The organism is Streptomyces sp. NPDC088354 (assembly GCF_044753585.1).
Classification (GTDB): domain Bacteria; phylum Actinomycetota; class Actinomycetes; order Streptomycetales; family Streptomycetaceae; genus Actinacidiphila.
Genome location: NZ_JBIVNJ010000004.1, coordinates 373660 through 396462, shown reverse-complemented (window position 1 = coordinate 396462; position 22803 = coordinate 373660). Strand labels below are relative to the sequence as shown.

The following is a 22803-nucleotide window of genomic DNA, read 5'->3' as shown; positions in this document are numbered from 1 at the left end:
TACCGCTCCTCGCGGTTGACCAGGCCGGTGAACCACGCCCTGCAGATCCGGACGATGTCCTTGAAGAAGTAGACCAGCACGGCGGCGATCGCGCCGGACTGGATCACCGCGGAGAAGGCGACGACGGCTTTGTCGTCGACATCGATGCCCATCAGGCCCTCGGTGATCTTCAGATGGCCGGTGGACGAGATCGGAAGGAACTCCGTGACCCCCTCCACCACGCCGAGCACAGCTGCCTGACCGATACTGATGGCGCTCATGGGACCCATCTCTGCGGAGTACGTGGCGTGCCTGCGACCGTCACGGCCGGAGCCCTACGGAGTGTAAAAGACACGTCGCGCCCCCCGCGAACCAGGGCGCCGGTCCTGTGGCGCGTCCCACGGTCCCCGGAGCCGGGCGTCCCTTCGCGCCCGCCATCCCCCGCGAGACGGGGCCTTGGGCATACTGGCGCAGGCCAGACGCGTCCAGGAGCCCAATATGTCGATGATCAGCAATCTTCGCAAAGCCGTCCGTTTCGCCCATCTGCGCCACCGGCGCGTGGACTTGAGCCATCCCGCGCGCTCGCCCCTGGGCAGCGCGGTGGTCAACTGCGTCGTCTACCAGGAGGGGTTGCGGCAGGACGACTGCGCCGCGTACGAGGCGATAGCCAGGGTGCGCAAGTCGGGCCGGGGGTTCGTGTGGATCGGGCTGCACGAGCCGTCCGAGGCCGAGTTCGCGGGCGTCGCCGAGCTGTTCGGGCTGCACCCGCTCGCCGTCGAGGACGCCGTGCACGGTGAGCAGCGGCCCAAGCTGGAGCGGTACGGGGACACCCTGTTCACGATCCTGAGGACCGTCCGCTACGTGGACCACGACCGGTTGACGGCGACCAGCGAGATCGTGGAGAGCGGCGACATCATGGTCTTCACCGGCGCCGACTTCGTCATCACCGTGCGGCACGGCGGGCACGGCTCCCTCGGGCCGCTCCGCGAGGGGCTGGAGACGGTTCCCGACCAGCTCGTCAAGGGACCGGCCGCGGTCCTGCACGCGATCACCGACCATGTCGTCGACCAGTACCTCGCCGTCACGGCCGCCGTGCAGAGGGACATCGACGAGGTCGAGGCGGACGTCTTCTCCGACCACCGCGGCCGCGGCACCGACGCCGGCCGGATCTACCAGCTCAAGCGCGAACTGCTGGAGCTCAAGCGGGCGGTGGCGCCGCTCGGCCGTCCCCTGCAGTCCCTCTCCCAGGACCAGTTGCCCGGCGTCGACGCCGATCTGCGCGCCTACTTCCGCGACGCGGCGGACCATCTCTCCCGCGCCACCGAGCAGGTGACCGCCTTCGACGACCTGCTCAACTCGATCCTGCAGGCCAATATCGCGCAGGTGACGATGGCCCAGAACGAGGACATGCGCAAGATCAGCGCCTGGGTCGCCATCCTCGCCGTGCCGACCATGATCTGCGGGCTGTACGGCATGAACTTCGACCACATGCCGGAACTGCGCTGGACCTACGGCTATCCGCTCGCCGTCGGGGTCATGCTCGTCGCGTGTGTCGTCATCCACCGGGGATTCCGGCGCAACGGGTGGCTGTGAGGCGGTCCGAGGGACTGTTCGGCGGTCGTGCTGTGTGACATATTACTGGTGTGGGCAGGCCGACGAACTGCGCCCCGGAACTGGACCTGCTGGTCGGCGCCGACGACGTCCTGCTCGAACTGGCCGCCGCCGGGGCCAAGGGCTGGGTCGCCGGCCTCCCCAACGCGCTCCCGCAGGTCACCACCGCGCCTTTCCGCGCGGCGGTCGCGGGCGACCCGGCGGCGCAGCCGCTGTACCGGGCGCTGCACCCCTTGATGCGCTGGGACTCCCGCACGGAGTTCGTGCAGGCCGTGAAGGTGTCGATGGACGTCGCGGGCCGGTACGGCGGCCCCTGCCGCCCCCCGCGCCAGCCGCTCCTGCCGGAGCAGGAGAAGGCCGTACGGGCGGCGACCGAGCAGGCCCTCGCGGCCGGCGCGAACTGAGCGGGGGCCGCACGATGCGCAGCTCCCTCCTCCTGCACGCCGTCGACTCCCACACCGAGGGCATGCCCACCCGTGTCGTCACCGGCGGCATCGGCACCGTCCCCGGCGCCACCATGAACGAACGCCGCCTTTACTTCCGGGACCACCTCGACCACCTCCGTCACCTGCTGATGGACGAACCGCGCGGTCACGCCGCCATGAGCGGGGCGGTCCTGCAGCCGCCCACCCGCCCGGACGCCGACTGGGGCGTCATCTACATCGAGGTCTCCCGTTACCTGCCGATGTGCGGCCACGGCACGATCGGCGTGGCCACCGTCCTCGTCGAGACGGGCATGGTGCCGGTGACCGAGCCGGTCACCACGATCCGCCTGGACACCCCGGCCGGTCTCGTCGTCGCCGAGGTCGCCGTCAACGGTGGTGCGGCCACCGCCGTGACCCTGCGCAACGTGCCGTCGTTCGCCGTCGCCCTGGACCGCAAGGCCACCCTCGCCGACGGCCGCACGGTGACGTACGACCTCGCCTACGGCGGCAACTTCTACGCGATCCTGCCGCTGGAGGCCTTCGGCCTGCCCTTCGACCGGGCCCGCAAGGACGACATCCTCGCCGCCGGACTGGCCCTGATGGACGCCATCGACGCCGAGGACCCGCCCGTCCATCCCGAGGACCCGACCATCCGCGGCTGCAAGCACGTCCAGTTGCTCGCCCCGGGCTCCGACGCGGCCCGCTCGCGGCACGCGATGGCCATCCACCCCGGCTGGTTCGACCGCTCACCGTGCGGTAGGGGCACCAGCGCGCGCATGGCGCAGCTGCACGCCCGCGGTGAACTCCCGCTCCTCCAGGACTTCCTGAACGAGTCCTTCATCGGCACGCACTTCACCGGCCGCCTGACCGGCACCGCCGAGGTGGCCGGGCACCCCGCCGTCCTGCCCTCGATCACCGGACGGGCCTGGATCACCGGCACGGCCCAGTACCTGCTCGATCCCGACGACCCCTTCCCGGCCGGTTTCGTGCTGTAGCCGCCCGGCCCCGATACTGGTCGCCGACCCCATGCCCGGCAGCCGAGGAGGACCGGCCCGATGACCGCTCACGACGGGCCCGCCCTGCCCTCCCTCGGCGGGCAGCGGCCCAGCTACCGCGAACGCGTCGCGGACGCCCTGCGGGCCGCGCTCGTGGCGGGCGAGCTGCGCCCGGGGGAGGTGCACTCCGCACCCGCCCTGGCGGGCCGCTTCGGGGTCTCGGCCACCCCGGTGCGCGAGGCGCTGCTCGACCTGGTGAAGGAGGGCCTGGTGGACCCGGTGCCCAACAAGGGCTTCCGGGTCACCGAGGTCTCCGAGCGGCAACTCGACGAGTACACACACATCCGCGCCCTCATCGAGATTCCCACCGTCGCCGGCCTGGCCGCCGTCGCCGACCCCGCCGCGCTGGAGGCGCTGCGCCCGGCCGCCGAGGCCATCGTCGGCGCCGCGGCGACCGGCGATCTCATCGGGTACGTCGAGGCCGACCGGCGCTTCCACCTCGGCCTGCTCGCCCTGGCCGGCAACGAGCACCTGGTCGAGGTCGTCGGCGACCTGCGCAAGCGCTCCCGCCTCTACGGCCTGACCGCGCTCGCCGAACGCGGCCTGCTGACCGCCTCGGCCCAGGAGCACCTGGAACTGCTCGACGCCCTGCTCGCCCGCGACGAGGAGGCGGTGCGGGCCGTGATGACGCGCCACCTCGGGCACGTCAGGGGTCTGTGGGCGCGCTGATACGGTGGCCGGACCCCGAGTCACCGGTCCCGGCCGCCGCCGTCGCGCGCCCACCAGGCGCTGGAGCGTGAAGCGCATGACCCCGCACCTTCTGTCCGCCGCGCCCGGCCCGGCGGCCGCAGCGCGCGCCGCCGGCCACCGGTAGGGCGGGCGCCGTGGGGCCCTTCTTCACCCTGAGCACGGAGCCCGGGGAGCCGCGCGCCGAGGGCTTCGTACCGCTCGCGGAGGTGTACGACGGCTCCGCGCGGGAGGCGCTGGCCGGGCGGGTCGCCGAGGTCGGACGGCGGCTCGGCACCGGCGAGCGCCGTGTCGCGGCCTCCCTGGCCCACCAGGGTCTCGCCGCCCGCCTGTGGTCGGTCGCCCTGGGACCCGCGGCGCTGACCGGGCACCTGCCCGACCTGACCGGCGGGCGCCTGTGGTGGCACCCGGACCGCGCCGTGCCGGACGAGCTCAGGCTGCCCGCGGCGGGGGAGCGGTTGCCGGCGGACCGGCTCGGCGAGGCGGTGCTGCACGGGCATCTCGTCCCGCTGACCGAGGCCGTCCGCGCGGTGTCCGGCGTATCCGCCGGGCTGCTGTGGGGGAACGCGGCCTCGGCGCTGGCCGGGACGCTGCGGGTGCTGCAGGCCTGGTGCCTGGGGGAGGGCGGGCGGCCCGGGGCCGCGGCCCGCGCGGCCGGTCTGACGGCGGCTCTGCTGGCCGACCCCCTGCTGCGGGACACCGGCACCCTCGATCTCGCCGGACCCGCCGCCCCGGCCTACCGGCGCCGCAGTTGCTGCCTGTACTACCGGGTGCCCGGCGGCGGTCTGTGCGGGGACTGCGCGCTGCGCTGAGGGCGGGCCGGCCGGACCGGCGGGTGCCGGGTGGAAAGACGATCACCCCGCGGGAAGGACGCACCTGGGACCGCAGGTGCGCTCGACCCGAGGGCTGACGGGCCGGCCTCGCCCTCGTCCACCAGGTTGATGCATTGGCGTAGTTGTTGCAATAAATACGCAATAAAGGTCTGGGTTGCCGAACGCCGAAGGGGCCGTGCCGCATGGGCGCCTCCACGCTTCCCGACATGCCGTACGACTGCGCCGCGCCGGGGCCGCGCCAAGTACCACGCCGCCTACGTCAGGCCGGAACGCGTGGGGGCCGTCGCTCGCGCCCTCCGCATGCGGAAGGACGCGGGCGACGGCCCCGGAACAGCGATACGGCGCGGGCCGGTGACCCGCGGCGCTGTCACACGTCGAAGTAGAGCTCGAACTCGTGCGGGTGCGGCCGCAGCGCGATCGGCGCGATCTCGTTGGTCCGCTTGTAGTCGACCCAGGTCTCGATCAGGTCCGGGGTGAAGACCCCGCCCTGGAGGAGGAACTCGTGGTCGGACTCGAGGGACTCCAGGACCGCCGACAGCGAGGTCGGGACCTGCGGGACGCCCGCGTGCTCCTCGGGGGCGAGCTCGTAGAGGTCCTTGTCGACGGGCTCGGCCGGCTCGATCTTGTTTTTGATGCCGTCGAGACCGGCGAGCAGCAGCGCCGAGAAGGCCAGGTACGGGTTGCCGGAGGAGTCCGGGGCGCGGAACTCGATGCGCTTGGCCTTGGGGTTGGCACCCGTGATCGGGATGCGGATGGCCGCCGAGCGGTTGCGCTGCGAGTAGACCAGGTTGACCGGGGCCTCGAAGCCGGGGACCAGGCGGTGGTAGGAGTTCACCGTGGGGTTGGTGAACGCCAGCAGCGCCGGGGCGTGCTTGAGGATGCCGCCGATGTAGTAGCGGGCGGTGTCGGACAGGCCCGCGTAGCCCTGCTCGTCGTAGAAGAGCGGGTCGCCACCCGCCCACAGGGACTGGTGGACGTGCATGCCGGAGCCGTTGTCACCGAAGATCGGCTTGGGCATGAAGGTCGCGGTCTTGCCGGCGCGCCAGGCGACGTTCTTCACGATGTACTTGAAGAGCATCAGGTCGTCGGCCGCGGCGAGCAGCGTGTTGAACTTGTAGTTGATCTCGGCCTGGCCGGCGGTGCCCACCTCGTGGTGCTGGCGCTCGACCTGCAGGCCGGACTTCATCAGCTCGAGGGTGATCTCGGCGCGCAGGTCGGCGAAGTGGTCGACCGGCGGGACCGGGAAGTAGCCGCCCTTGTACTTGACCTTGTAGCCGCGGTTGTCCTGCTCCGCACCGGTGTTCCAGGCGCCGGCCTCGGAGTCGATGTGGTAGAAGGACTGGTTCGCGCTGGTCTCGAAGCGGGCGCTGTCGAAGACGTAGAACTCGGCCTCGGGGCCGAAGTACGCGGTGTCGGCGATGCCGGAGGAGGCGAGGTAGGCCTCGGCCTTCTTCGCCACGTTCCGCGGGTCACGGCTGTACTGCTCACCGGTGATCGGGTCGTGGATGAAGAAGTTGACGTTGAGTGTGGAGTCCCTGCGGAACGGGTCGAGCTTGGCCGTCGACAGGTCCGGCACCAGCGCCATGTCGGACTCGTGGATGGCTTGGAAGCCGCGGATCGAGGAGCCGTCGAACATCAGCTGCTCGTCCGGGTCGAAGGACTCGACCGGGACCGTGAAGTGCTGCATCACACCGGGCAGGTCGCAGAACCGGACGTCCACGAACTTGACGTCGTTGTCCGAGATGAACTTCTTCACCTCGTCGGCGTTTTGGAACGACATCCAACTCCTCCTTGGCCCGGCCCGGGAGGCCGGATTGCAGCTCATGGGTGCGACCAGTGCGGTGGCGCACGTTGAGGGTGACGATAGAGACCGGGCATTTCCCCGTCGTGACCCATTTGTTTCTTGCAGGTTAACCGAGCCACCGGGTGGTTGACGGGTCGCGCGCGGGGGGCCCGGCGGCACCGCGTACCGTGGACGCGTGGACAACAGGGATGTCATCGGATCGTGGATCGAGGGCCCGAAGGCGGCCGCGGAGCGGATGGGTGTCGAATTCGGCTACCGCGGCAAGCGCCTCGGCCTTCCGGAGGAGGGCCCCGGTTCGATCGCCCCGGTCGGGCGGCGGATCGCGGCGCTCTTCATCGACTGGGGCCTGTGCGCGCTGATCGCATACGGCCTGATCGCGCACCGTGACGCGGCCGCGGCCAATCCGTGGACCACGGTCGTCTTCGGTGTCATGAGCGTGCTGCTGCTGGGCACCGTCGGCACCACCCCGGGCAAGCGCCTGCTGGGACTGCGCGTGGTCCGGGAGGACGGCGGGCGGCTCGGCCCCGGCGCGGCGGTGCTGCGCACGTTCCTGCTCCTGCTGGTGATCCCGGCGGTGGTCTGGGACCGCGACACCCGCGGCATGCACGACAGGGCCGTGAAGGCGGTCCAGGTCCGGATGTGACCCGTCGGGTCCTGATCGCATCCGGACCCCACGGAAACGGGACGTGCCCCGGACGAGTCGACTCGTCCGGGGCACGTCCCGTTTCCGTTCGTATACGGTCCCGCGGGCTCAGCGGCCCTTCGGCATCCGCATGCCCTTGGGCATCGGGCCCTTGGGGACCGGCATGTTGCTCATCAGGTCGCCGAGCGCCCGCAGGCGGTCGTTCACCTCGGTGACCTTGGGCCCCGGCACCACGCGCGGCAGCTTCAGCAGCGTGGCGCGGATCTTCTTCAGGGAGACCTCGCCCTCGCCGTTGCCGACGATGATGTCGGTCACCGGCACGTCGTAGACCACCCGCGCCATCTTCTTCTTCTCGGCGGCCAGCAGGCTCTTGACCCGGTTCGGGTTGCCCTCGCCCACCAGCACGATGCCGGCCTTGCCGACCGCGCGGTGCACGACGTCCTGGTTGCGGTTCATGGCCACCGCGGGCGTCACCGACCAGCCCCGGCCGACGTTGTCGAGCACGGCCGCCGCGGCGCCCGGCTGTCCCTCGAGCTGGCCGAAGGCCGCCCGCTCGGCACGCCGCCCGAAGACGACCGCCATCGCGAGGAGGGCCAGCAGGAGGCCCAGGATGCCCGCGTAGATGGGGTGACCGATCGCGAAGCCGACGGCGAGGATGACACCGAAGGTGACGACTCCCACAGCCGCGAGGACGAGGCCGACCTTGGAGTCGACCCGCCTGGTCATCTTGTACGTCTGGGCGATCTGCTTGAGGCGCCCAGGGTTGTTCTCGGATTCTTCCCTCGCCATGCCGCACAGGATACGTGTCCCGGGCGGCGCCGGCCCCACCGGAGGGGCCGGGAAGGGCCGGGAAGGCGGGGAAGGAGGCTAGAGGCTGTCCTGACGGCCCGTGCGGGCGGAGACCAGGGCGTCCATGACGTGCTGGGCCTCGCGGCGGTCCTTGGCCCGCTTGCGGTCCTCGAGCACGGCCGACCAGGCGTTGCGTCGCGCGGTGGCCTCGGCGCCACGGAACAGGAAGGACTCCACGGCGCGCAGCGCGCCCGCCGCGGCGCCGGGGATGGTGCTCTGGCGATGGAGTTGTGCGGCCTCGGCCTGCATGGTGGTGTCCCCCTCAGGACGGCTCAGTCGCGCGTGGATGTTCCGCTTGTCCAGAGTCACCACATTGTGTTACCAGCCCGTGACTGGTCGGTCAAACCGTCGTGAAACCCGGTCGGTCCCTTCGCGTCGGCCCGCTGCGCCTGCCGCACGTCAGAGACACGAAAGGGGCCCGAGTGGGGCCCCTGACGTGACGAACCGCACGTTCGCCGATCGAGTGCGGTGGGTGATCAGACGGCCTCGGCGGCCACCGCGCCGCGCCGCTCCATCGCCTGCTGGAAGAGGCGTCCCGCCCGGTACGAGGACCGCACGAGGGGGCCGGACATGACGCCGGCGAAGCCGATCTCCTCGGCCTCCTCCTTCAGCTCCACGAACTCCTGCGGCTTGACCCAGCGCTCCACCGGGTGGTGCCGCAGGCTCGGCCGCAGGTACTGCGTGATGGTGATCAGCTCGCAGCCCGCGTCGTGCAGGTCCTGCAGGGCCTGGCTGATCTCCGCGCGCTCCTCGCCCATGCCCAGGATCAGGTTGGACTTGGTCACCAGACCGGCCTCGCGGGCCTTGGTGATGACCTCCAGCGAACGCTCGTAGCGGAAGCCGGGGCGGATGCGCTTGAAGATCCGCGGGACGGTCTCGACGTTGTGCGCGAGCACCTCGGGCCGGGCGCCGAAGACCTCGGCGAGCTGCGCGGGGTCGGCGTTGAAGTCCGGGATCAGCAGCTCGACCTTGGTGCGGCCGGCCGCACGGGTGCCGGTCATCGCGTGGATCTGGCGCACCGTCTCGGCGTACAGCCAGGCGCCGCCGTCCTCGAGGTCGTCGCGGGCGACGCCGGTGATGGTGGCGTAGTTCAGGTCCATCGTGACGACGGACTCACCGACGCGGCGCGGCTCGTCGCGGTCGAGGGCCTGCGGCTTGCCGGTGTCGATCTGGCAGAAGTCGCAGCGCCGGGTGCACTGGTCGCCGCCGATGAGGAAGGTGGCCTCACGGTCCTCCCAGCACTCGAAGATGTTGGGGCAGCCCGCCTCCTGGCACACCGTGTGCAGGCCCTCGCGCTTCACCAGACCGTGCAGCTCGGTGTACTCGGGGCCCATCTTCGCCCGGGTCTTGATCCACTCGGGCTTGCGCTCGATGGGGGTCTGGCTGTTGCGGACCTCCAGACGGAGCATCTTGCGGCCCTCAGGTGCCACAGCTGACACGGTCGACTCCCTCTCGCGACTTCATTTCCTCGGTGAACATCAGCCTACGCCCGTGGATTCCCATCTCAGACCGCGCGCGGCAGCGGCTCGGCCGACTCCAGAACGGCTCGCAGGTGCTTCTCCACGACCGGCAGCACGTCCGTGACGCCGATCTCGCGCCCCAGCTCGTTGCTGAGCGAGGCCACGCCCGCGTCCCGGATGCCGCACGGCACGATCCGGTCGAACCAGGTGTTGTCCGGATTGCAGTTGAGCGCGAAGCCGTGCATGGTGACGCCCTTGGCGACCCGGATGCCGATCGCGGCCAGCTTGCGGTCCTCGCGGCGCTGGCCGGCGTTGGAGGGGGCGTACTCGGGGCCGGACAGCCGCGGGTCGAACTCGTCGTCGTGCAGACGGGGGTCGAAGTCCAGGGTCAGCCCGGGGATGACCGCCGGGCGGTCCTCGATCGGGTCGCCGAGCACCCACACCCCGCTGCGGCCCTCCACGCGGGTGGTCTCCAGGCCGAACTCGGCGCACGCGTTGATCAGCGCCTCCTCCAGCCGGCGCACATGGGCGACGACGTCGACGGGGCGCGGCAGCTTCAGGATCGGGTAGCCGACGAGCTGGCCGGGGCCGTGCCAGGTGATCTTGCCGCCGCGGTCCACGTCGATCACCGGCGTACCGTCCAGCGGCCGCTCGCTGTCCTCGGTGCGGCGGCCGGCGGTGTACACCGGCGGGTGCTCCAGCAGCAGGCAGGTGTCGGGGATCTCGTCCGCGAAGCGCGCGGCGTGCACACGGCGCTGCTCCTGCCATGCCTCCTGATACTCCACGGCGTTCTCGCCGAAGCCCAGATGGACGAAGTGCAGCTCACTCACGGCCGCTCCCTTGTGATCGCCTGCTGCGGCGCCCCCGTTCGTCGATACCGGACGCCTTGGCAACTGTACGTCCGCCGCGGCCCTGCCTTGCAGCGGGCTGCGGATAGCAGCCGGGAGGGGCGGACGGAAGGATTCCGGGGTTATGCGGGGGGAGGTTCACCCGTTACAGCGAATGCGAGGCTCTGGTAGTGAGCGTCCCGGCACAGAACGTTACATTCGCGCCGTTCTGGAGATAGCCCGGAAGGCAGGGGACCGCACCACTGATGTCCGACCGTTCCTCGCAGCGCCCCCCCAACCGCCAACTCGCGGCCCTCATCGCCGAAGCCGGCTTCTCCAACGCGGGACTCGCCCGCCGCGTGGACCAGCTCGGCATCGAGCACGGGCTCGACCTGCGGTACGACAAGACCTCCGTCACCCGCTGGCTGCGCGGCCAGCAGCCGCGCGGCACCACCCCCGCGCTGATCGCCGAGGTCTTCACCCGCCGGCTCGGGCGGCGGCTGTCCGCCCACGACCTCGGCCTCGACGCGGTGGCCCCGGTCTACGCGGGACTGGAGTTCGCCGCGTCCCCCGAGGAGGCCGTGGAGATCGTCTCCGGGCTGTGGCGCAAGGACACCGGCAGCCAGGCCGACCTGCGCAAGATCGCCTTCACCCCGGCGGGCCTGGTCGTGCCCAGCCGCGACTGGCTCATCGGGCGCGCCGACGACCGGGTCGGGCGCAACGCCGACCCGGGCCCCCAGGGCGGCGGCACACCCCGGCTGCCCGCCCAGCGCACCCGCGGCGACGCGGCGCCCCAGGTGCCGGGAGGTCCCGGCGGGAACCGCGTCACCATGGGCGACCTCGCCGCCCTGCGTTCCGTCGGCGAGCTCTTCCGCTCGCTGGACAACGCCTTCGGCGGCGGCCACGCCCGCCAGGCCCTGGTCCGCTACCTGGAGCACGAGGCCGAGCCGATGCTGCGCGGCAGCTACGGCGAGACCATGGGCCGCCGGCTGTTCGCCGCCGTCGCCGACCTGACCCGGCTCGCCGGCTGGACCTCGTACGACATCGGCGCCCACGGCCTCGCCCAGCGCTACTTCGTGCAGTCGCTGCGGTTGGCCCAGGCGGCCGGCGACCGGGTCTACGGGGGCTACGTCCTGGTCACGATGAGCCGCCAGGCGGTCTACCTCGGGCACGGCCGCGAGGCCGTCCAGCTCGCCCGGGTCGCCCAGCAGGGCGTGGGCAGCGGGGCCCCGCCGGTCGTCCAGGCGCTGCTGCACGCGGCCGAGGCCCGCGGGCACGGTCTGCTCGGCGAGGTCAGGGCGTGCACCGCCGCGCTGGTACGCGCCGAACGCGCCCTGGAGACCGCCCGCGCCGGGGACGACGTGCCGTCCTGGGCCCGCTTCTTCGACGAGGCCCAGCTCGCCGACGAGTTCGGCCACTGCCACCGCGACCTCCAGCAGTACCGCGCCGCCTCCCAGCACGCCGAACGCTCGCTGCAACTGCGGCCCGCCGCCTACGCCCGCAGCCGGCTGTTCTGCCGCACCGTGCTCGCCACCGCCCGCCTCGGGCTCGGCGAGGTCGACGCGGCCTGCGCGCTGGGCGCCGAGGCCATGCAGGCCGCCGTCGAGATGCGCTCGGTCCGCGCCCTGGAGTACGTCCGGGACTTCGGGCGCCGGCTCGACGCGCACCGCGACACCTCGTCGGTGCGGGCCTTCCACGACCGGGCCGCGGCGCTCGGGGTCCTCGTGGGCTGACGCACGGGCCGGCGCGCGGCCGGCCGGCCCCGGGGCGCTGCTTCCCCGGGCCGGCCGGGGCCGCTCACGCGGCCAGCGGCTCCGTCCGGGTCCCCGGGCGCAGGCCCACGTCGCGCAGCAGCCGCTGCGCCGCCCGGCGCCCGGAGAGCATCGCGCCCTGCACCGTGCTGGTGTCGCGATGGTCGCCGCAGACGTACAGCCCCTGCAGGATGCGCACCGGGCGCCGCAGATCGTGCGGCGCGGGCATGGCGGGGACGGCCTCCGGGTCGTGGTGCACGGCCAGCCGCCGCCAGCCCGCGGTGGAGGTGCCGTAGAGCTCGGCGAGATGGGCGCGCACGGCGCGGTCGTCGGGGTCCGGCACGGCGGCGGCACCGAGCAGCACCGAGGTCACCAGCGTCCGGCCGACCGGCGCGCGGGACGGGTCGACCAGGCTTGCCGGGAGCGAGTGCGAGACCGGTCCGCGCCGGTCCGCGTCCAGCACGAGCGCGGCCTCCCGCAGCGGCGCCGTCGGCGCCATGTGGTGGACCACGGTGACGGCGTGGAAGTCGGGCACGCGCAGCCCCGGCAGGAGTTCGGCCGCCGCGCGGGCCCCGGTGGCCACCACCACGGCCCGGCACGGCAGTTCCTCCTTGTCCTCGGTCAGCACCGCGTTGGTGGAGGCCGCCACCGCGCGCGTGCCCAGCCGCAGCGACCCCTCCGGCAGCGCGGCCGCGAGCTGCCGCGGCAGGGCCTGCGCGCCCCCCGCGGGCACGCAGGTGCGCCCGAGGGCGAAGGCGCGCAGCACCAGGTCGGCGCAGCGGCTGGACGTCGTCAGACCAGGGTCGCAGAGCAGCGCCGAGAGCAGCGGCCGCAGGTACCCGTCGACCGCGCGGGGCGCGAGCCCGCGTGAGGAGAGCGCTTCGGCGGCCGTCGTCTCGGGCCGCTCCAGGAGGCGTTCGACCGGGGTGTCGGCCAGGCGGTGGAGCGCCGCCCGCAACCGCGCCTTGTCCAGCGGCGAGCCCAGCGGCGCGCGGGCCGCCGCCAGTGCGCCGCGCGGGTCGCCGACGCGGTAGCCGCGGCCCGCGGCCCGCACCAGGACGGCGGGTGAGAAGGGCCGCAGCTGGAGGTTGTCCAGACCCGGAGTGCGGAGCAGTTCCGGATAGGAGGTGTTGAGCAATTGCGGCCCCCGGTCCAGCAGGAAGCCGTCCACCTCGTCGGTGGCCATGCGCCCACCGACCCGGTCGTCGGCTTCCAGGACGGTCACCTGGAGCCCGGCACTGATCAGATGATGCGCCGCCGACAGGCCGGCGACACCGGCCCCGATCACGCATACGTCCGTAGAAGAACCGGTAGAGCGTGCTGTTGAGAGCACGTTGCCCCTCCCCGAGGTCGGCACGTTTCCCCGCTCGCGTCAGCTGGCGCTGGAAGCGTCATGCCCAGAACTTCGCCAACTGATGCCGCCCGGGGGCCGCGTGGTGGCATTCAGTGCCGCTCTTCGGCCAGTGCCGCGCGGATCGCCTCCTCGATGCCGGGGTGGGCCCAGGCGAACGAGGTGTCGAGGAGCTTGCGCGGCACGGCCCGCGTACTGCCGAGGATGTCGGTGGAGAACTCCCCGACGACGGTGCGCAGGACGGGCGCGGGGACCGGGAACAGCGCGGGCCTGCGCAGCACCCGGGCCATGGCGGCGGTCACCTCGGCGTTGGTCAGCGGCTCGGGCGCGCACAGGTTGACCGGCCCGGAGACCGTGTCGTGGTCGATGATGTGGCGCAGCGCGGCGACCTGGTCGTGCAGCGAGATGAAGCTCCAGTACTGCCGTCCGCTGCCCAGCCGTCCGCCCAGCCCCGCCTTGAACAGCGGGAACAGCCGCGCCCAGGCGCCGCCCCGGCCCGAGACGACCAGGCCCGTGCGGGCGAACGCCGTCCGGATGCCCGCGTCCTGGGCCGGGGCCGCGGCGGCCTCCCAGTCGCGGCACACGTCCGGCAGGAAGCCCTCCCCGTACGGGGCGTCCTCCTCGACCCGGCGGTCGCCGGTGTCGCCGTACGCGGTGATCCCGGACCCGCTCACCAGCACGCGCGGCGGAGTGGCCAGCGAGGCCAGAGCGCCGGCGAGCGTCGCGGTGCCCCGCACCCGGCTGTCGTGGACGGTCCGCTTGTACGCGTCCGTCCAGCGGTGGTCGCCCACGTTCGCCCCCGCGAGGTTGACCACGGCCTCGGCACCCTCCAGGGCCGAGGCGTCGATCCCGCCTCCCTCGGGGTCCCAGCGCGCCTCGTCCGCCCCGGAGGGCGGCCGCCTGACGAGGCGTACGACCTCGTGGCCGTCGGCGAGCAGGGAGCGGACCAGGGCGGAACCGATGAGACCGGACGAGCCGGTGATCGCGATACGCATGGGGACATGGTCGCGCCTCGGCGCCGCCCGTTGTGACAGGGTGACGGGCATGTCCGGGATACGTGTGCGCGCCGCCCTGCTCTCCGACGACCCCGCCCTGGCCCGGCTGGACCGTGCCACGTGGTCGACGCTGCACGCGGTCGCGCCGCCGCCGCAGGAGCACCAGGACTTCTTCGGCGAGCGCTCCGGACCCGACGCGTACCTGGTCGCCGAGGTCGACGGGCGGACGGCCGGATACCTGCGCCTCGTGCCGCCGACGCCGCTGGCCTCCAACGCCCATGTACGCCAGATCCAGGGCCTTGCGGTCGACACCTGGGCCCGCGGCCGCGGCGTCGGGCTCGAACTCGTCATGGCGGCACTGGAGGCCGCCCGGGGGCAGGGCGCGCGGCGGGTGACACTGCGGGTGCTGGGCCACAACACCCCGGCCCGGCGGCTGTACGAGGCGGCCGGCTTCACGGTCGAGGGCGTCCTGCCCGGGGAGTTCCTGCTGGACGGCGTCTACGTGGACGACGTGTTGATGGGGCGGGCGCTGTGACCGCCGCCGCGACCGCTGCCGCCCGGGGCGGGGCTCAGCCGAAGCGCTCCCACAGCCGGGGGAAGCGCTGCGCCACCGCGTCCGCGTTCTCGAAGTCGACGTAGACGCCCTCCGGCTCGGCCGGCTGCGGCGGCAGGTCCAGATCCGGCAGCCGCACCCCGGTCAGCTGCTCGTACGCCTCGTCGGCCGCGTAGCCCAGGTCCTCGGCGTCGCCGTCCACCTCGGGGTCGAAACTCTCGGCCAGCTCCGCCAGCGCGTCGGGGTCGTGCACCGCGCCCTCGAACACATGCCGGCCCTGCCCGATCAGCCAGCACCGGAAGAAGTCGAACGCGTCGTCACCCGCGCCGCCCAGCATCAGATCCGCGGCGCCCCACACGTCCCACCGGTACGCCCGGTTGAAACGGCTCTCGAAGTGCCGCGCGAAATCGACGACGGACTCCGGGTCGAGCTGCGTCAGCCGCTCCACCAGCAGATCGGCGTGCTCCTCCGGGTCCCCGCCCGCCGCCGTCCGGGTACTGTCGACGATCTCCCAGAACTCCGTCTCGTCCATCACCGCTCCAGCATCGTGTCTGGGGCCTGCCCCCGCACGCGGAGAGACGCGGATGCGCCCGTGTCGTGACGTTACTCTGCCCGCGCGGGGGCCTGTGCGCCCGGGTGTTGACGCCGCCGGGACGGGCGGGCGACGCGGGAGTCGACGGGCGGCGGCGGTCAGCCGTCGTAGGCCGCCGCCATGGTGCGGGCCGCGCGGGCGAAGCGGGCGCGGAGCGGGGCGGGGGAGAGGAGTTCGGCCTCGGGGCCGAGGGCGAGCAGTTGGTGGTAGGCGACGTCGAGGGACTCCACGGGCAGTGTGACGGTGACCCGGCCGTCCGCGTCGGGCGGCGCGGCCGCGTCCAGCGCCTCGCGGGCGGCGGCCGTGTCGGCGACGTACGGCAGGTGCCGGGCGCCCTCCGGGGTGAGCCGCAGCACGACCTCGGCCCGCAGCACGGACCGCGCGAACTCGGCGGCCCGCGCCTGCCAGAACGCGGGCAGGTCGAACCCCGGGTCCCTGGCGAATCCTTCGGGCAGGACGTCCGCGGCGCTGAAGCGGTCCACCCGGTACACCCGGACGTCCCCCTCGGTGCGGGCGACCGCGTACCAGACGCCCGCCTTGAGCACGAGCGCGTACGGATCCAGCTCCCGTTCCACCTCCGTGTCCGCGCGCCGGTACCGCGCCCGCAGCCGGCGGTCGCCCCACACCGCCTCCGCCAGGGCCGGCAGCAGCGGGGGCGTGGCCGGTTCCTGCCACCATCCGGGCGCGTCCAGGTGGAAGCGCTGCGCCGCGGTGCGCGGGGCGTCCCGCAGCTCGGGCAGCAGCGCGGCCGCCACCTTCAGCCGGGCCGCGGACCCCGCGTCGTGCAGCCCCATCGCCTCCAGCGCCGCGGGCACACCGGACAGGAACAGCGCCTCCGCCTCCGCGCGGGCGAGCCCGGTGAGCCGGGTCCGGTACCCGTCCACGAGCCGGTAGCCGCCCGCGCGCCCCCGCTCCGCGTACACCGGGACGCCCGCCTCCGACAGCGCCAGCACGTCCCGGCCGACGGTCCGCTCGGACACCTCCAGGGCCCCGGCGAGCTCGGCCGACGTCATGGAGCCGTGGGACTGCAGGAGCAGGACGAGGTGGATCAGCCGTGCCGCGCGCATGCCGTCGAGGCTAAGCCCTGGGTCCGACACCGCGGCGGGGCCGGTCCGGACAGCCGGACCGGCCCCTGTGGTGCCCGCTGCGCGCGCCTCGGCGCGGGGGAAGGTCGACGCAGCGCGCGACCCGCAAGGGCGTTGGGGCCACCGAGGGGGCGGTGCCTCCCCGTCCTTGCCGGCGGTGCATGGCCATGCCCCCTGAAGTACGGCCGCGGTGCCCCAACCACTCACCGCGGCACGGGATTTCCCGCGGGAACGGCCGAGGCCCCAGCCCGCGAAGGGGCTGGGGCCTCGGCCGTCGTACGGTCCCGCGGCGACGTGCGGTCGATTACAGACCGAGGTCGCCCTCGAACTCGCCGGCCTCCAGGCGGGCCTTGACGTCGTTCAGGTAGCGGGCGGCGTCCGCGCCGTCGACCAGCTGGTGGTCGTACGACAGGGTCAGGTACGCCACGTCGCGGATCGCGATGGTCTCGCCCAGGTCCGGGTGGTTGATCACCATCGGGCGGCGCACGGTGGCGCCGATGCCCAGCTCGGCGACCTGCGGGTAGTTCACGATGATCGTGTCGAACAGCGCACCGCGCGAACCGGTGTTGCTGATCGTGAACGTGCCGCCGGACAGATCGTCCGGGCTGATCTTCTTGTTGCGGACCTTGCCGGCCAGCTCGGCGGTCTTCTTGGCGATGCCCGCCAGGCTCAGGTCGCCGGCACCCTTGATGACCGGGACCATCAGGCCCTGCTCGGAGTCGACCGCGATGCCGATGTTCTCGGCGTCGTGGTAGGTGATCGTGCCGTCGTCGTTGATCTTGGCGTTGACGACCGGGTGGGCCTTCAGCGCCTCGGCGGCGGCCTTGACGAAGAACGGCATCGGCGAGAGCTTGACGCCCTCGCGGGCCAGGAAGGACTCCTTGGCCCGGGCCCGCAGCTTCATGATCTTGGTGACGTCCACCTCGACCACGGTCGACAGCTGCGCCTGGCTGTGCAGGGCCTTCATCATGTTGTCGGCGATGACCTTGCGGATGCGCGACATCTTGACGGTCTGCCCGCGCAGCGCGGCAGCGGCGGCCGGCACCGTGACACCCGCGGCCGGGGCCGGGGCGGTCGGCGCGGCGGCGGCGGCCTTGGCGGCCTCCGCGGCGGCCAGGACGTCCTGCTTGCGGATCCGGCCACCGACACCGGTGCCCTTGACCGAGGCCAGGTCCACGCCGTTCTCGGCCGCGAGCTTGCGCACCAGCGGGGTCACGTACGCGCCCTCGTCGGTGGGCGCGGTCGCCGAGGGGGCGGCCGCAGGGGCCGGGGCCGGGGTGACCGGAGCCGGAGCGGCGACCGGCGCGGGGGCCGGGGCCGGGGCGACCGGAGCCGGAGCAGGCGCCGGAGCGGGGGCCGGGGGAGCGACCGGGGCGGGGGCCGGAGCCGCGGCGGCCGGGGCCGGTGCGGGGGCGGCGGGGGCCGGAGCGGCGGCGGGCGCGGCACCGGCGGCACCGATGACGGCGAGCTTGGCGCCGACCTCGGCGGTCTCGTCCTCGCCGACCAGGATCTCCAGCAGGGTGCCTGCGGCCGGCGACGGGATCTCGGTGTCGACCTTGTCGGTCGAGACCTCGAGCAGCGGCTCGTCGGCCTCGACGCTCTCGCCGACCGACTTCAGCCAGCGGGTGACGGTGCCCTCGGTCACCGACTCGCCCAGCGCCGGCAGGAGCACCGGGGTGCCCTCGGCGGCGCCGGCCGGGGCCGGTGCGGGGGCAGGGGCCTCGGCGGCGGGAGCCGGGGCGGGGGCCTCCTGCACCGGAGCCGGCGCGGGCACCGCGGCGGCCGGGGCGGGAGCGGCAGCGGGCGCGCCCGTGCCGTCGTCGATGACGGCCAGCTCGGCGCCGACCTCCACCGTCTCGTCCTCGGCCACCTTGATGGACGAGAGGATGCCCGAAGCGGGCGCCGGGATCTCGGTGTCGACCTTGTCGGTCGACACCTCGAGCAGCGGCTCGTCGGCCTCGACGCGCTCACCCTCGGCCTTGAGCCAGCGGGTGACGGTGCCCTCGGACACGCTCTCGCCGAGCGCCGGCAGGGTTACGGAAACCGCCATGGTTTCGGTTGCTCCTAACGATCTGTGCGGATTGGTCTGCGTGTCCGTGGATCAGTCGTGCGCGTGCAGCGGCTTGCCGGCCAGCGCCAGGTGAGCCTCGCCGAGCGCCTCGTTCTGCGTCGGGTGCGCGTGGATGAGCTGGGCGACCTCGGCGGGCAGGGCCTCCCAGTTGTAGACCAGCTGCGCCTCGCCGACCTGCTCGCCCATACGGTCACCGACCATGTGGACGCCGACCACGGCGCCGTCGCGGACCTGGACGAGCTTGATCTCGCCGGCGGTCTTGAGGATCTTGCTCTTGCCGTTGCCGGCCAGGCTGTACTTCAGGGTGACGACCTTGTCGGCGCCGTACAGCTCCTTGGCCTTGGCCTCGGAGATGCCCACGGAGGCGACCTCCGGGTGGCAGTACGTGACGCGCGGCACGCCGTCGTAGTCGATCGGCACGGTCTTCAGGCCGGCCAGCCGCTCCGCGACGAGGATGCCCTCGGCGAAGCCGACGTGGGCCAGCTGCAGGGTCGGGACCAGGTCGCCGACCGCCGAGACGGTGGGCACGTTGGTGCGCATGTACTCGTCGACCAGGACGTAGCCGCGGTCCATCGCGACCCCGGCCTCCTCGTAGCCCAGGCCCTGGGAGACCGGGCCGCGGCCGACGGCGACGAGCAGCAGCTCGGCCTCGAACTCCTTGCCGTCGGCGAGGGTGACCTTGACGCCGTCGGCGGTGTACTCGGCCTTGGAGAAGAAGGTGCCGAGGTTGAACTTGATGCCGCGCTTGCGGAAGGCGCGCTCCAGCAGCTTGGAGCTGTTCTCGTCCTCGACCGGCACGAGGTGGGGCAGGCCCTCGACCACCGTGACGTCGACACCGAAGGACTTCCACGCGGAGGCGAACTCGACGCCGATGACGCCGCCGCCGAGCACGATGGCGGACTTCGGGATGCGGTCCAGGACCAGCGCGTGGTCGGAGGAGATGATCCGGTCGCCGTCGATGGTCAGGCCCGGCAGCGACTTCGGCACGGAGCCGGTCGCCAGGAGCACGTGGCGGCCGGTGTAGCGCTGGCCGTTGACGTCCACCGAGGTCGGGGAGGACAGGCGGCCCTCGCCGGTCACGTAGGTGACCTTGCGGGAGGCCACCAGGCCCTGCAGACCCTTGTAGAGGCCCGCGATCACGTCGTCCTTGTACTTGTGGACGCCGGCGATGTCGATGCCCTCCAGGGAGGCCTTGACACCGAACTGCTCGGCTTCGCGGGCCTGGTCCGCGATCTCACCGGCGTGCAGCAGAGCCTTCGTGGGGATGCAGCCGCGGTGCAGGCAGGTGCCGCCGAGCTTGTCCTTCTCGATCAGGGCGACGTCCAGACCGAGCTGCGCCGCGCGCAGCGCTGCGGCGTAGCCGCCGCTACCGCCACCGAGGATCACTAGGTCGAAAACGGTGCTGGCGTCGTTCGCCACGTCACGTCCTCCATGCATGGATACGCCGGAGCCGGTCCGTCATGACCGGGCGGCGGCTTTTGTTCGGCCGCTTCTGTTAAACGGGGCCCTGTCGTGCCGAGACAACATCTTCGCACTTGTTCGGGGCGGACGAGGCACCGGGCCGGGGTGTGAGACGTACGGAACGCCCCTGGCCAGGCTTACTCGCCGGTATCCCCGGTGAAATACGGGAGTGCGTTGTCCCTTTGCTCGCTCTTGGCGAACGCGTACGGCCCCGGATGCCATACCCGGGGCCGTACGGAATGTGCCGAGGCTTACACCGCGGTCAGAGCAGCTCGCCCGCGCCGGCCTTCTCGGCCAGCCGCACCAGGGTGCGCACGGCGGAGCCGGTTCCACCCTTGGGGGTGTAGCCGAACGGGCCGGACTCGTTGAACGCGGGACCCGCGATGTCCACGTGGGCCCAGGTGATGCCCTCGCCGACGAACTCCTTCAGGAACAGGCCGGCCGCCAGGCCGCCGCCCATCCGCTCGCCCATGTTCGCGATGTCGGCGGTGGGGGAGTCCATCGCCTTGCGCAGGTCGGTCGGCAGCGGCATCGGCCAGGACTGCTCGCCGACCTCGCCCGCCGTCTCGTGCACCGCGGTGCGGAAGGCGTCGTCGTTGGACATGACACCGAAGATGCGGGTGCCGAGGGCCAGCACCATGGCGCCGGTCAGCGTCGCCACGTCGATGATCGCGTCCGGGTTCTCCTCCGAGGCGCGGGTGATCGCGTCGGCCATGACCAGGCGGCCCTCGGCGTCGGTGTTGAGCACCTCGACGGTCTTGCCGCTGTACATCCGCAGCACGTCGCCGGGGCGGGTGGCCGCGCCGGAGGGCATGTTCTCGGCGAGCGCCAGCCAGCCGGTCACGGTGACGGGCAGGCCCAGGCGCGCGGCGGCGACCACGGTGGAGAACACGGCGGCGGCGCCGCTCATGTCGCACTTCATGGTCTCGTTGTGGCCGGCCGGCTTCAGCGAGATGCCGCCCGAGTCGTAGGTGATGCCCTTGCCGACCAGCGCGAGGTGCTTGGCGTCGCGGCCCTTGCCGCCGCTGTAGACGACCTTCACCAGGCGCGGCGGGTTCGCCGAGCCCTGGCCGACGCCCATGATGCCGCCGTAGCCGCCCTTGACGAGCGCCTTCTCGTCCAGCACCTCGACCTTGAGGCCGTGCTCCTTGGCGGCCTCCTGCACGAAGGCGGCGAAGGCCTTCGGCGTGAGGTCGTTCGGCGGCATGTTGATCAGGTCACGGGAGCGGTTGACCTCTTCCGCGATGACCGTGGCGCGCTCGGCGGCGGCCTTGAAGGCCTTGTCGCGCGGCTTGGCGCCGACCAGCGCCACCTCGGCCAGCGGCGCCTTGCCGTTGCCGGCCTGGTAGGCGGTGTACGCGTACGCGCCCAGCAACGCGCCCTCGGCGACCGCCTGGGCGGCCGCGGCGTCCGCCACCGGCAGCGCGAGGGCGGCCTTCTTGGAGCCGGCGAGGGTGCGGGCGGCGGCACCGGCCGCCTTGCGCAGCACCTCGGTGTCGAACGCGGCACCGTCCGCCGGGGCCTCCCCGAGGCCGACCGCCAGCACGACCGGCGCCTTCAGCCCGGCCGGGGCGGGGAGCTTGGTCACCTCACCCTCAGCGCCCGAGGCGCCCAGCGTCTCGAGCGTCGCGGCAAGCCTGCCGTCGAAGGCCTGGTCGACCGCCTCCGCCCCGGTGGCGACCTCGGGGCCCTTCGTCCCCTTGGTCACGCCGATGACGACGGCGTCCGCGCGCAGCGCCGCGGCGGAGGAGGTGCTGAGAGTCAGTGCAGTCACGGTGATGGAGATCCTGTTCCTTCAGAGGCCCGAATTCTTGGCACCGGGCATCGCCCGGCGGCGCGGGGCGGGGGTGCAGGACCGACCTTACGCTCACTCCTGACACTTCCGCCCGCGGCGTGCACCCCGCGGCCGAAGGCGCGGGTTTTCCCTATCCGGTTCGGCCGCCCGCCGCCAGCACGACCAGGGCGGCGGTGCACGCCGTCTCGCACAACGCGCCGAAGACGTCGCCCGTGACACCGCCCAGCCGCGCCCGGCAGCGGCGCAGCAGCAACTCCGCGGCGCCCAGGGCGATCAGGGCCGCCGCGGCGAACCGCGCCACCGCGTACGGGCCGAACGGCAGCCCCGCCGCGGCGCACAGCGCCACCACCCCGGCGGCCAGTCCCCACGCCGCCCGCGCCGGGACCGCGCCGGCCACCGCCGCGCCCAGCCCCTCCGGCCGGGCCGGGGGCACCCCTTCGCGGCAGGCGAGCGTCATGGCGGTGCGGGCCGCCACCGACGCCACCGCGAAAGCGGCCGCCCCGCGGGCCCACGAGGTCCCGTACGCCCCGGCCAGCGCGGCGACTTGGCCGAGCAGGACCAGGACCAGGGTCAGTACGCCGAAGGGCCCGATGTCCGACTGCCGCATGATGCGCAGCGCGTCCTCGGCGGGCCGTCCGCTGCCCAGTCCGTCGGCGGTGTCGGCGAGTCCGTCCAGATGCAGTCCCCTGGTGAGCGCGGCGGTCACCGCGACCGTGCCGGCCGCGGCGAGCAGCGGTCCGCAGCCGAGCAGCAGCAGCACCCCGCCGGCCGCCGCGGCGAACAGCCCGGCGACCAGGCCGACCAGGGGGGCGGCCAGCATCCCCGCCCGGGCCGCCGGGCGGTCCCAGCGGGTGACCCGCACACGCAGCACGGTCAGGGTGCCGAAGGCGAACCGCAGTCCGTCGGCGGGGGTCGCGGCGGCGGGGCTGGCGGTCATGGCGTGCAGAGTAACGGCCGCTTCCTGACCGTATAGTGC

General features: G+C 73.0%; 21 protein-coding genes and 1 pseudogene. 8 read left to right on the top strand and 14 right to left on the bottom strand.

The features are described from left to right. On the bottom strand, positions 1–260 hold a 260-nt coding region (locus ACIP98_RS10155; protein WP_401974816.1), incomplete at its 3' end, for an undecaprenyl-diphosphate phosphatase. Positions 261–477: 217 nt separating this feature from the next. On the opposite strand from ACIP98_RS10155, the gene ACIP98_RS10150 reads away from it, so the two are divergent. The 5 genes and pseudogenes from ACIP98_RS10150 (at position 478) to ACIP98_RS10130 (ending at position 4569) form a co-directional block, all read left to right on the top strand. Continuing rightward, positions 478–1572: a magnesium and cobalt transport protein CorA gene (locus tag ACIP98_RS10150; protein ID WP_319662176.1), complete on the top strand. Its 1095-nt coding sequence runs from the start codon at positions 478–480 to the stop codon at positions 1570–1572. A gap of 71 nt (positions 1573–1643) precedes the next feature. After that, positions 1644–1994: pseudogene (locus ACIP98_RS10145) on the top strand (dihydrodipicolinate synthase family protein); the annotation flags it as partial. Between the two features lie 14 nt (positions 1995–2008). Further along, positions 2009–3010 (top strand): proline racemase family protein, encoded by a 1002-nt coding sequence (locus ACIP98_RS10140; protein WP_401974814.1) that lies wholly within the window; start codon positions 2009–2011, stop codon positions 3008–3010. Positions 3011–3070: 60 nt separating this feature from the next. After that, positions 3071–3739: a GntR family transcriptional regulator gene (locus ACIP98_RS10135; RefSeq protein WP_319662174.1), complete on the top strand. Its 669-nt coding sequence runs from the start codon at positions 3071–3073 to the stop codon at positions 3737–3739. 155 nt (positions 3740–3894) lie between these two features. Further along, positions 3895–4569: a (2Fe-2S)-binding protein gene (locus ACIP98_RS10130; protein ID WP_319662172.1), complete on the top strand. Its 675-nt coding sequence runs from the start codon at positions 3895–3897 to the stop codon at positions 4567–4569. Positions 4570–4957: 388 nt separating this feature from the next. Here the strand turns inward: ACIP98_RS10130 and glnA are convergent, their stop codons facing one another. Further along, positions 4958–6370: a type I glutamate--ammonia ligase gene (gene glnA, locus ACIP98_RS10125; protein ID WP_319662171.1), complete on the bottom strand. Its 1413-nt coding sequence runs from the start codon at positions 6368–6370 to the stop codon at positions 4958–4960. A 199-nt stretch (positions 6371–6569) separates the two neighbouring features. Between glnA and ACIP98_RS10120 the strand changes: the two genes are divergently transcribed. Further along, complete coding sequence (locus tag ACIP98_RS10120; protein WP_319662170.1) at positions 6570–7037, top strand: RDD family protein; 468 nt, start codon at positions 6570–6572, stop codon at positions 7035–7037. A 108-nt stretch (positions 7038–7145) separates the two neighbouring features. On the opposite strand, the gene ACIP98_RS10115 is transcribed toward ACIP98_RS10120, so the two are convergent. From ACIP98_RS10115 to lipB, 4 genes are all read right to left on the bottom strand, one after another. Then, positions 7146–7826, bottom strand: coding sequence for a DUF4191 domain-containing protein (locus ACIP98_RS10115; protein ID WP_319662169.1), 681 nt, complete (start codon positions 7824–7826; stop codon positions 7146–7148). 78 nt (positions 7827–7904) lie between these two features. After that, positions 7905–8135, bottom strand: a complete 231-nt coding sequence (locus ACIP98_RS10110) for a hypothetical protein (RefSeq protein ID WP_319662275.1) — start codon at positions 8133–8135, stop codon at positions 7905–7907. Between the two features lie 227 nt (positions 8136–8362). Beyond that, positions 8363–9325, bottom strand: a complete 963-nt coding sequence (gene lipA, locus ACIP98_RS10105; RefSeq protein WP_319662168.1) for a lipoyl synthase — start codon at positions 9323–9325, stop codon at positions 8363–8365. Between the two features lie 65 nt (positions 9326–9390). Next, the gene (gene lipB / locus ACIP98_RS10100) at positions 9391–10176 is read right to left on the bottom strand and encodes a lipoyl(octanoyl) transferase LipB (protein WP_319662167.1); all 786 of its coding nucleotides are present in this window, start codon (positions 10174–10176) and stop codon (positions 9391–9393) included. 263 nt (positions 10177–10439) lie between these two features. On the opposite strand from lipB, the gene ACIP98_RS10095 reads away from it, so the two are divergent. Continuing rightward, positions 10440–11906, top strand: coding sequence for a regulator (locus tag ACIP98_RS10095; RefSeq protein ID WP_401974810.1), 1467 nt, complete (start codon positions 10440–10442; stop codon positions 11904–11906). 64 nt (positions 11907–11970) lie between these two features. Here ACIP98_RS10095 and ACIP98_RS10090 read toward each other — a convergent pair whose 3' ends face one another. Both ACIP98_RS10090 and ACIP98_RS10085 read right to left on the bottom strand, forming a co-directional pair. Then, entirely contained in the window at positions 11971–13212 is a 1242-nt protein-coding gene (locus ACIP98_RS10090; RefSeq protein ID WP_319662165.1) for an NAD(P)/FAD-dependent oxidoreductase, read from the bottom strand. A gap of 155 nt (positions 13213–13367) precedes the next feature. Then, positions 13368–14270: a TIGR01777 family oxidoreductase gene (locus tag ACIP98_RS10085; RefSeq protein WP_319662164.1), complete on the bottom strand. Its 903-nt coding sequence runs from the start codon at positions 14268–14270 to the stop codon at positions 13368–13370. 49 nt (positions 14271–14319) lie between these two features. Here ACIP98_RS10085 and ACIP98_RS10080 point away from each other — a divergent pair, with 49 nt between their 5' ends. Further along, a complete protein-coding gene (locus ACIP98_RS10080; protein ID WP_319662163.1) occupies positions 14320–14805 on the top strand; it encodes a GNAT family N-acetyltransferase in 486 nt (161 codons plus the stop codon). 34 nt (positions 14806–14839) lie between these two features. Here ACIP98_RS10080 and ACIP98_RS10075 read toward each other — a convergent pair whose 3' ends face one another. The 6 genes from ACIP98_RS10075 to ACIP98_RS10050 form a co-directional block, all read right to left on the bottom strand. Continuing rightward, positions 14840–15355 carry a DUF4240 domain-containing protein gene (locus ACIP98_RS10075; protein WP_319662161.1) on the bottom strand — a complete coding sequence of 172 codons (516 nt, stop codon included), beginning with the start codon at positions 15353–15355 and terminating at the stop codon, positions 14840–14842. 158 nt (positions 15356–15513) lie between these two features. Beyond that, entirely contained in the window at positions 15514–16482 is a 969-nt protein-coding gene (locus ACIP98_RS10070; protein ID WP_401974806.1) for a helix-turn-helix transcriptional regulator, read from the bottom strand. Positions 16483–16804: 322 nt separating this feature from the next. Then, complete coding sequence (gene sucB, locus ACIP98_RS10065) at positions 16805–18550, bottom strand: 2-oxoglutarate dehydrogenase, E2 component, dihydrolipoamide succinyltransferase (protein ID WP_401974804.1); 1746 nt, start codon at positions 18548–18550, stop codon at positions 16805–16807. A 51-nt stretch (positions 18551–18601) separates the two neighbouring features. Further along, positions 18602–19990, bottom strand: coding sequence for a dihydrolipoyl dehydrogenase (gene lpdA / locus ACIP98_RS10060; RefSeq protein WP_319662158.1), 1389 nt, complete (start codon positions 19988–19990; stop codon positions 18602–18604). Positions 19991–20294: 304 nt separating this feature from the next. Further along, the gene (locus tag ACIP98_RS10055) at positions 20295–21806 is read right to left on the bottom strand and encodes a leucyl aminopeptidase (protein WP_401974802.1); all 1512 of its coding nucleotides are present in this window, start codon (positions 21804–21806) and stop codon (positions 20295–20297) included. Positions 21807–21957: 151 nt separating this feature from the next. After that, positions 21958–22764, bottom strand: a complete 807-nt coding sequence (locus ACIP98_RS10050; protein WP_401974800.1) for an adenosylcobinamide-GDP ribazoletransferase — start codon at positions 22762–22764, stop codon at positions 21958–21960. Positions 22765–22803: the final 39 nt, after the last annotated feature.

Bases quoted from the DNA above. Each gene is read 5' to 3' on its own strand.
- ACIP98_RS10085 (WP_319662164.1), bottom strand. From the start codon at position 14,270: ATGCGTATCGCGATCACCGGCTCGTCCGGTCTCATCGGTTCCGCCCTG.
- ACIP98_RS10140 (WP_401974814.1), top strand. From the start codon at position 2,009: ATGCGCAGCTCCCTCCTCCTGCACGCCGTCGACTCCCACACCGAGGGC.
- ACIP98_RS10095 (WP_401974810.1), top strand. From the start codon at position 10,440: ATGTCCGACCGTTCCTCGCAGCGCCCCCCCAACCGCCAACTCGCGGCC.
- ACIP98_RS10135 (WP_319662174.1), top strand. From the start codon at position 3,071: ATGACCGCTCACGACGGGCCCGCCCTGCCCTCCCTCGGCGGGCAGCGG.
- ACIP98_RS10080 (WP_319662163.1), top strand. From the start codon at position 14,320: ATGTCCGGGATACGTGTGCGCGCCGCCCTGCTCTCCGACGACCCCGCC.
- ACIP98_RS10115 (WP_319662169.1), bottom strand. From the start codon at position 7,826: ATGGCGAGGGAAGAATCCGAGAACAACCCTGGGCGCCTCAAGCAGATC.
- ACIP98_RS10110 (WP_319662275.1), bottom strand. From the start codon at position 8,135: ATGCAGGCCGAGGCCGCACAACTCCATCGCCAGAGCACCATCCCCGGC.
- ACIP98_RS10075 (WP_319662161.1), bottom strand. From the start codon at position 15,355: ATGGACGAGACGGAGTTCTGGGAGATCGTCGACAGTACCCGGACGGCG.
- sucB (WP_401974804.1), bottom strand. From the start codon at position 18,550: ATGGCGGTTTCCGTAACCCTGCCGGCGCTCGGCGAGAGCGTGTCCGAG.
- ACIP98_RS10050 (WP_401974800.1), bottom strand. From the start codon at position 22,764: ATGACCGCCAGCCCCGCCGCCGCGACCCCCGCCGACGGACTGCGGTTC.
- ACIP98_RS10150 (WP_319662176.1), top strand. From the start codon at position 478: ATGTCGATGATCAGCAATCTTCGCAAAGCCGTCCGTTTCGCCCATCTG.
- ACIP98_RS10070 (WP_401974806.1), bottom strand. From the start codon at position 16,482: ATGCGCGCGGCACGGCTGATCCACCTCGTCCTGCTCCTGCAGTCCCAC.
- glnA (WP_319662171.1), bottom strand. From the start codon at position 6,370: ATGTCGTTCCAAAACGCCGACGAGGTGAAGAAGTTCATCTCGGACAAC.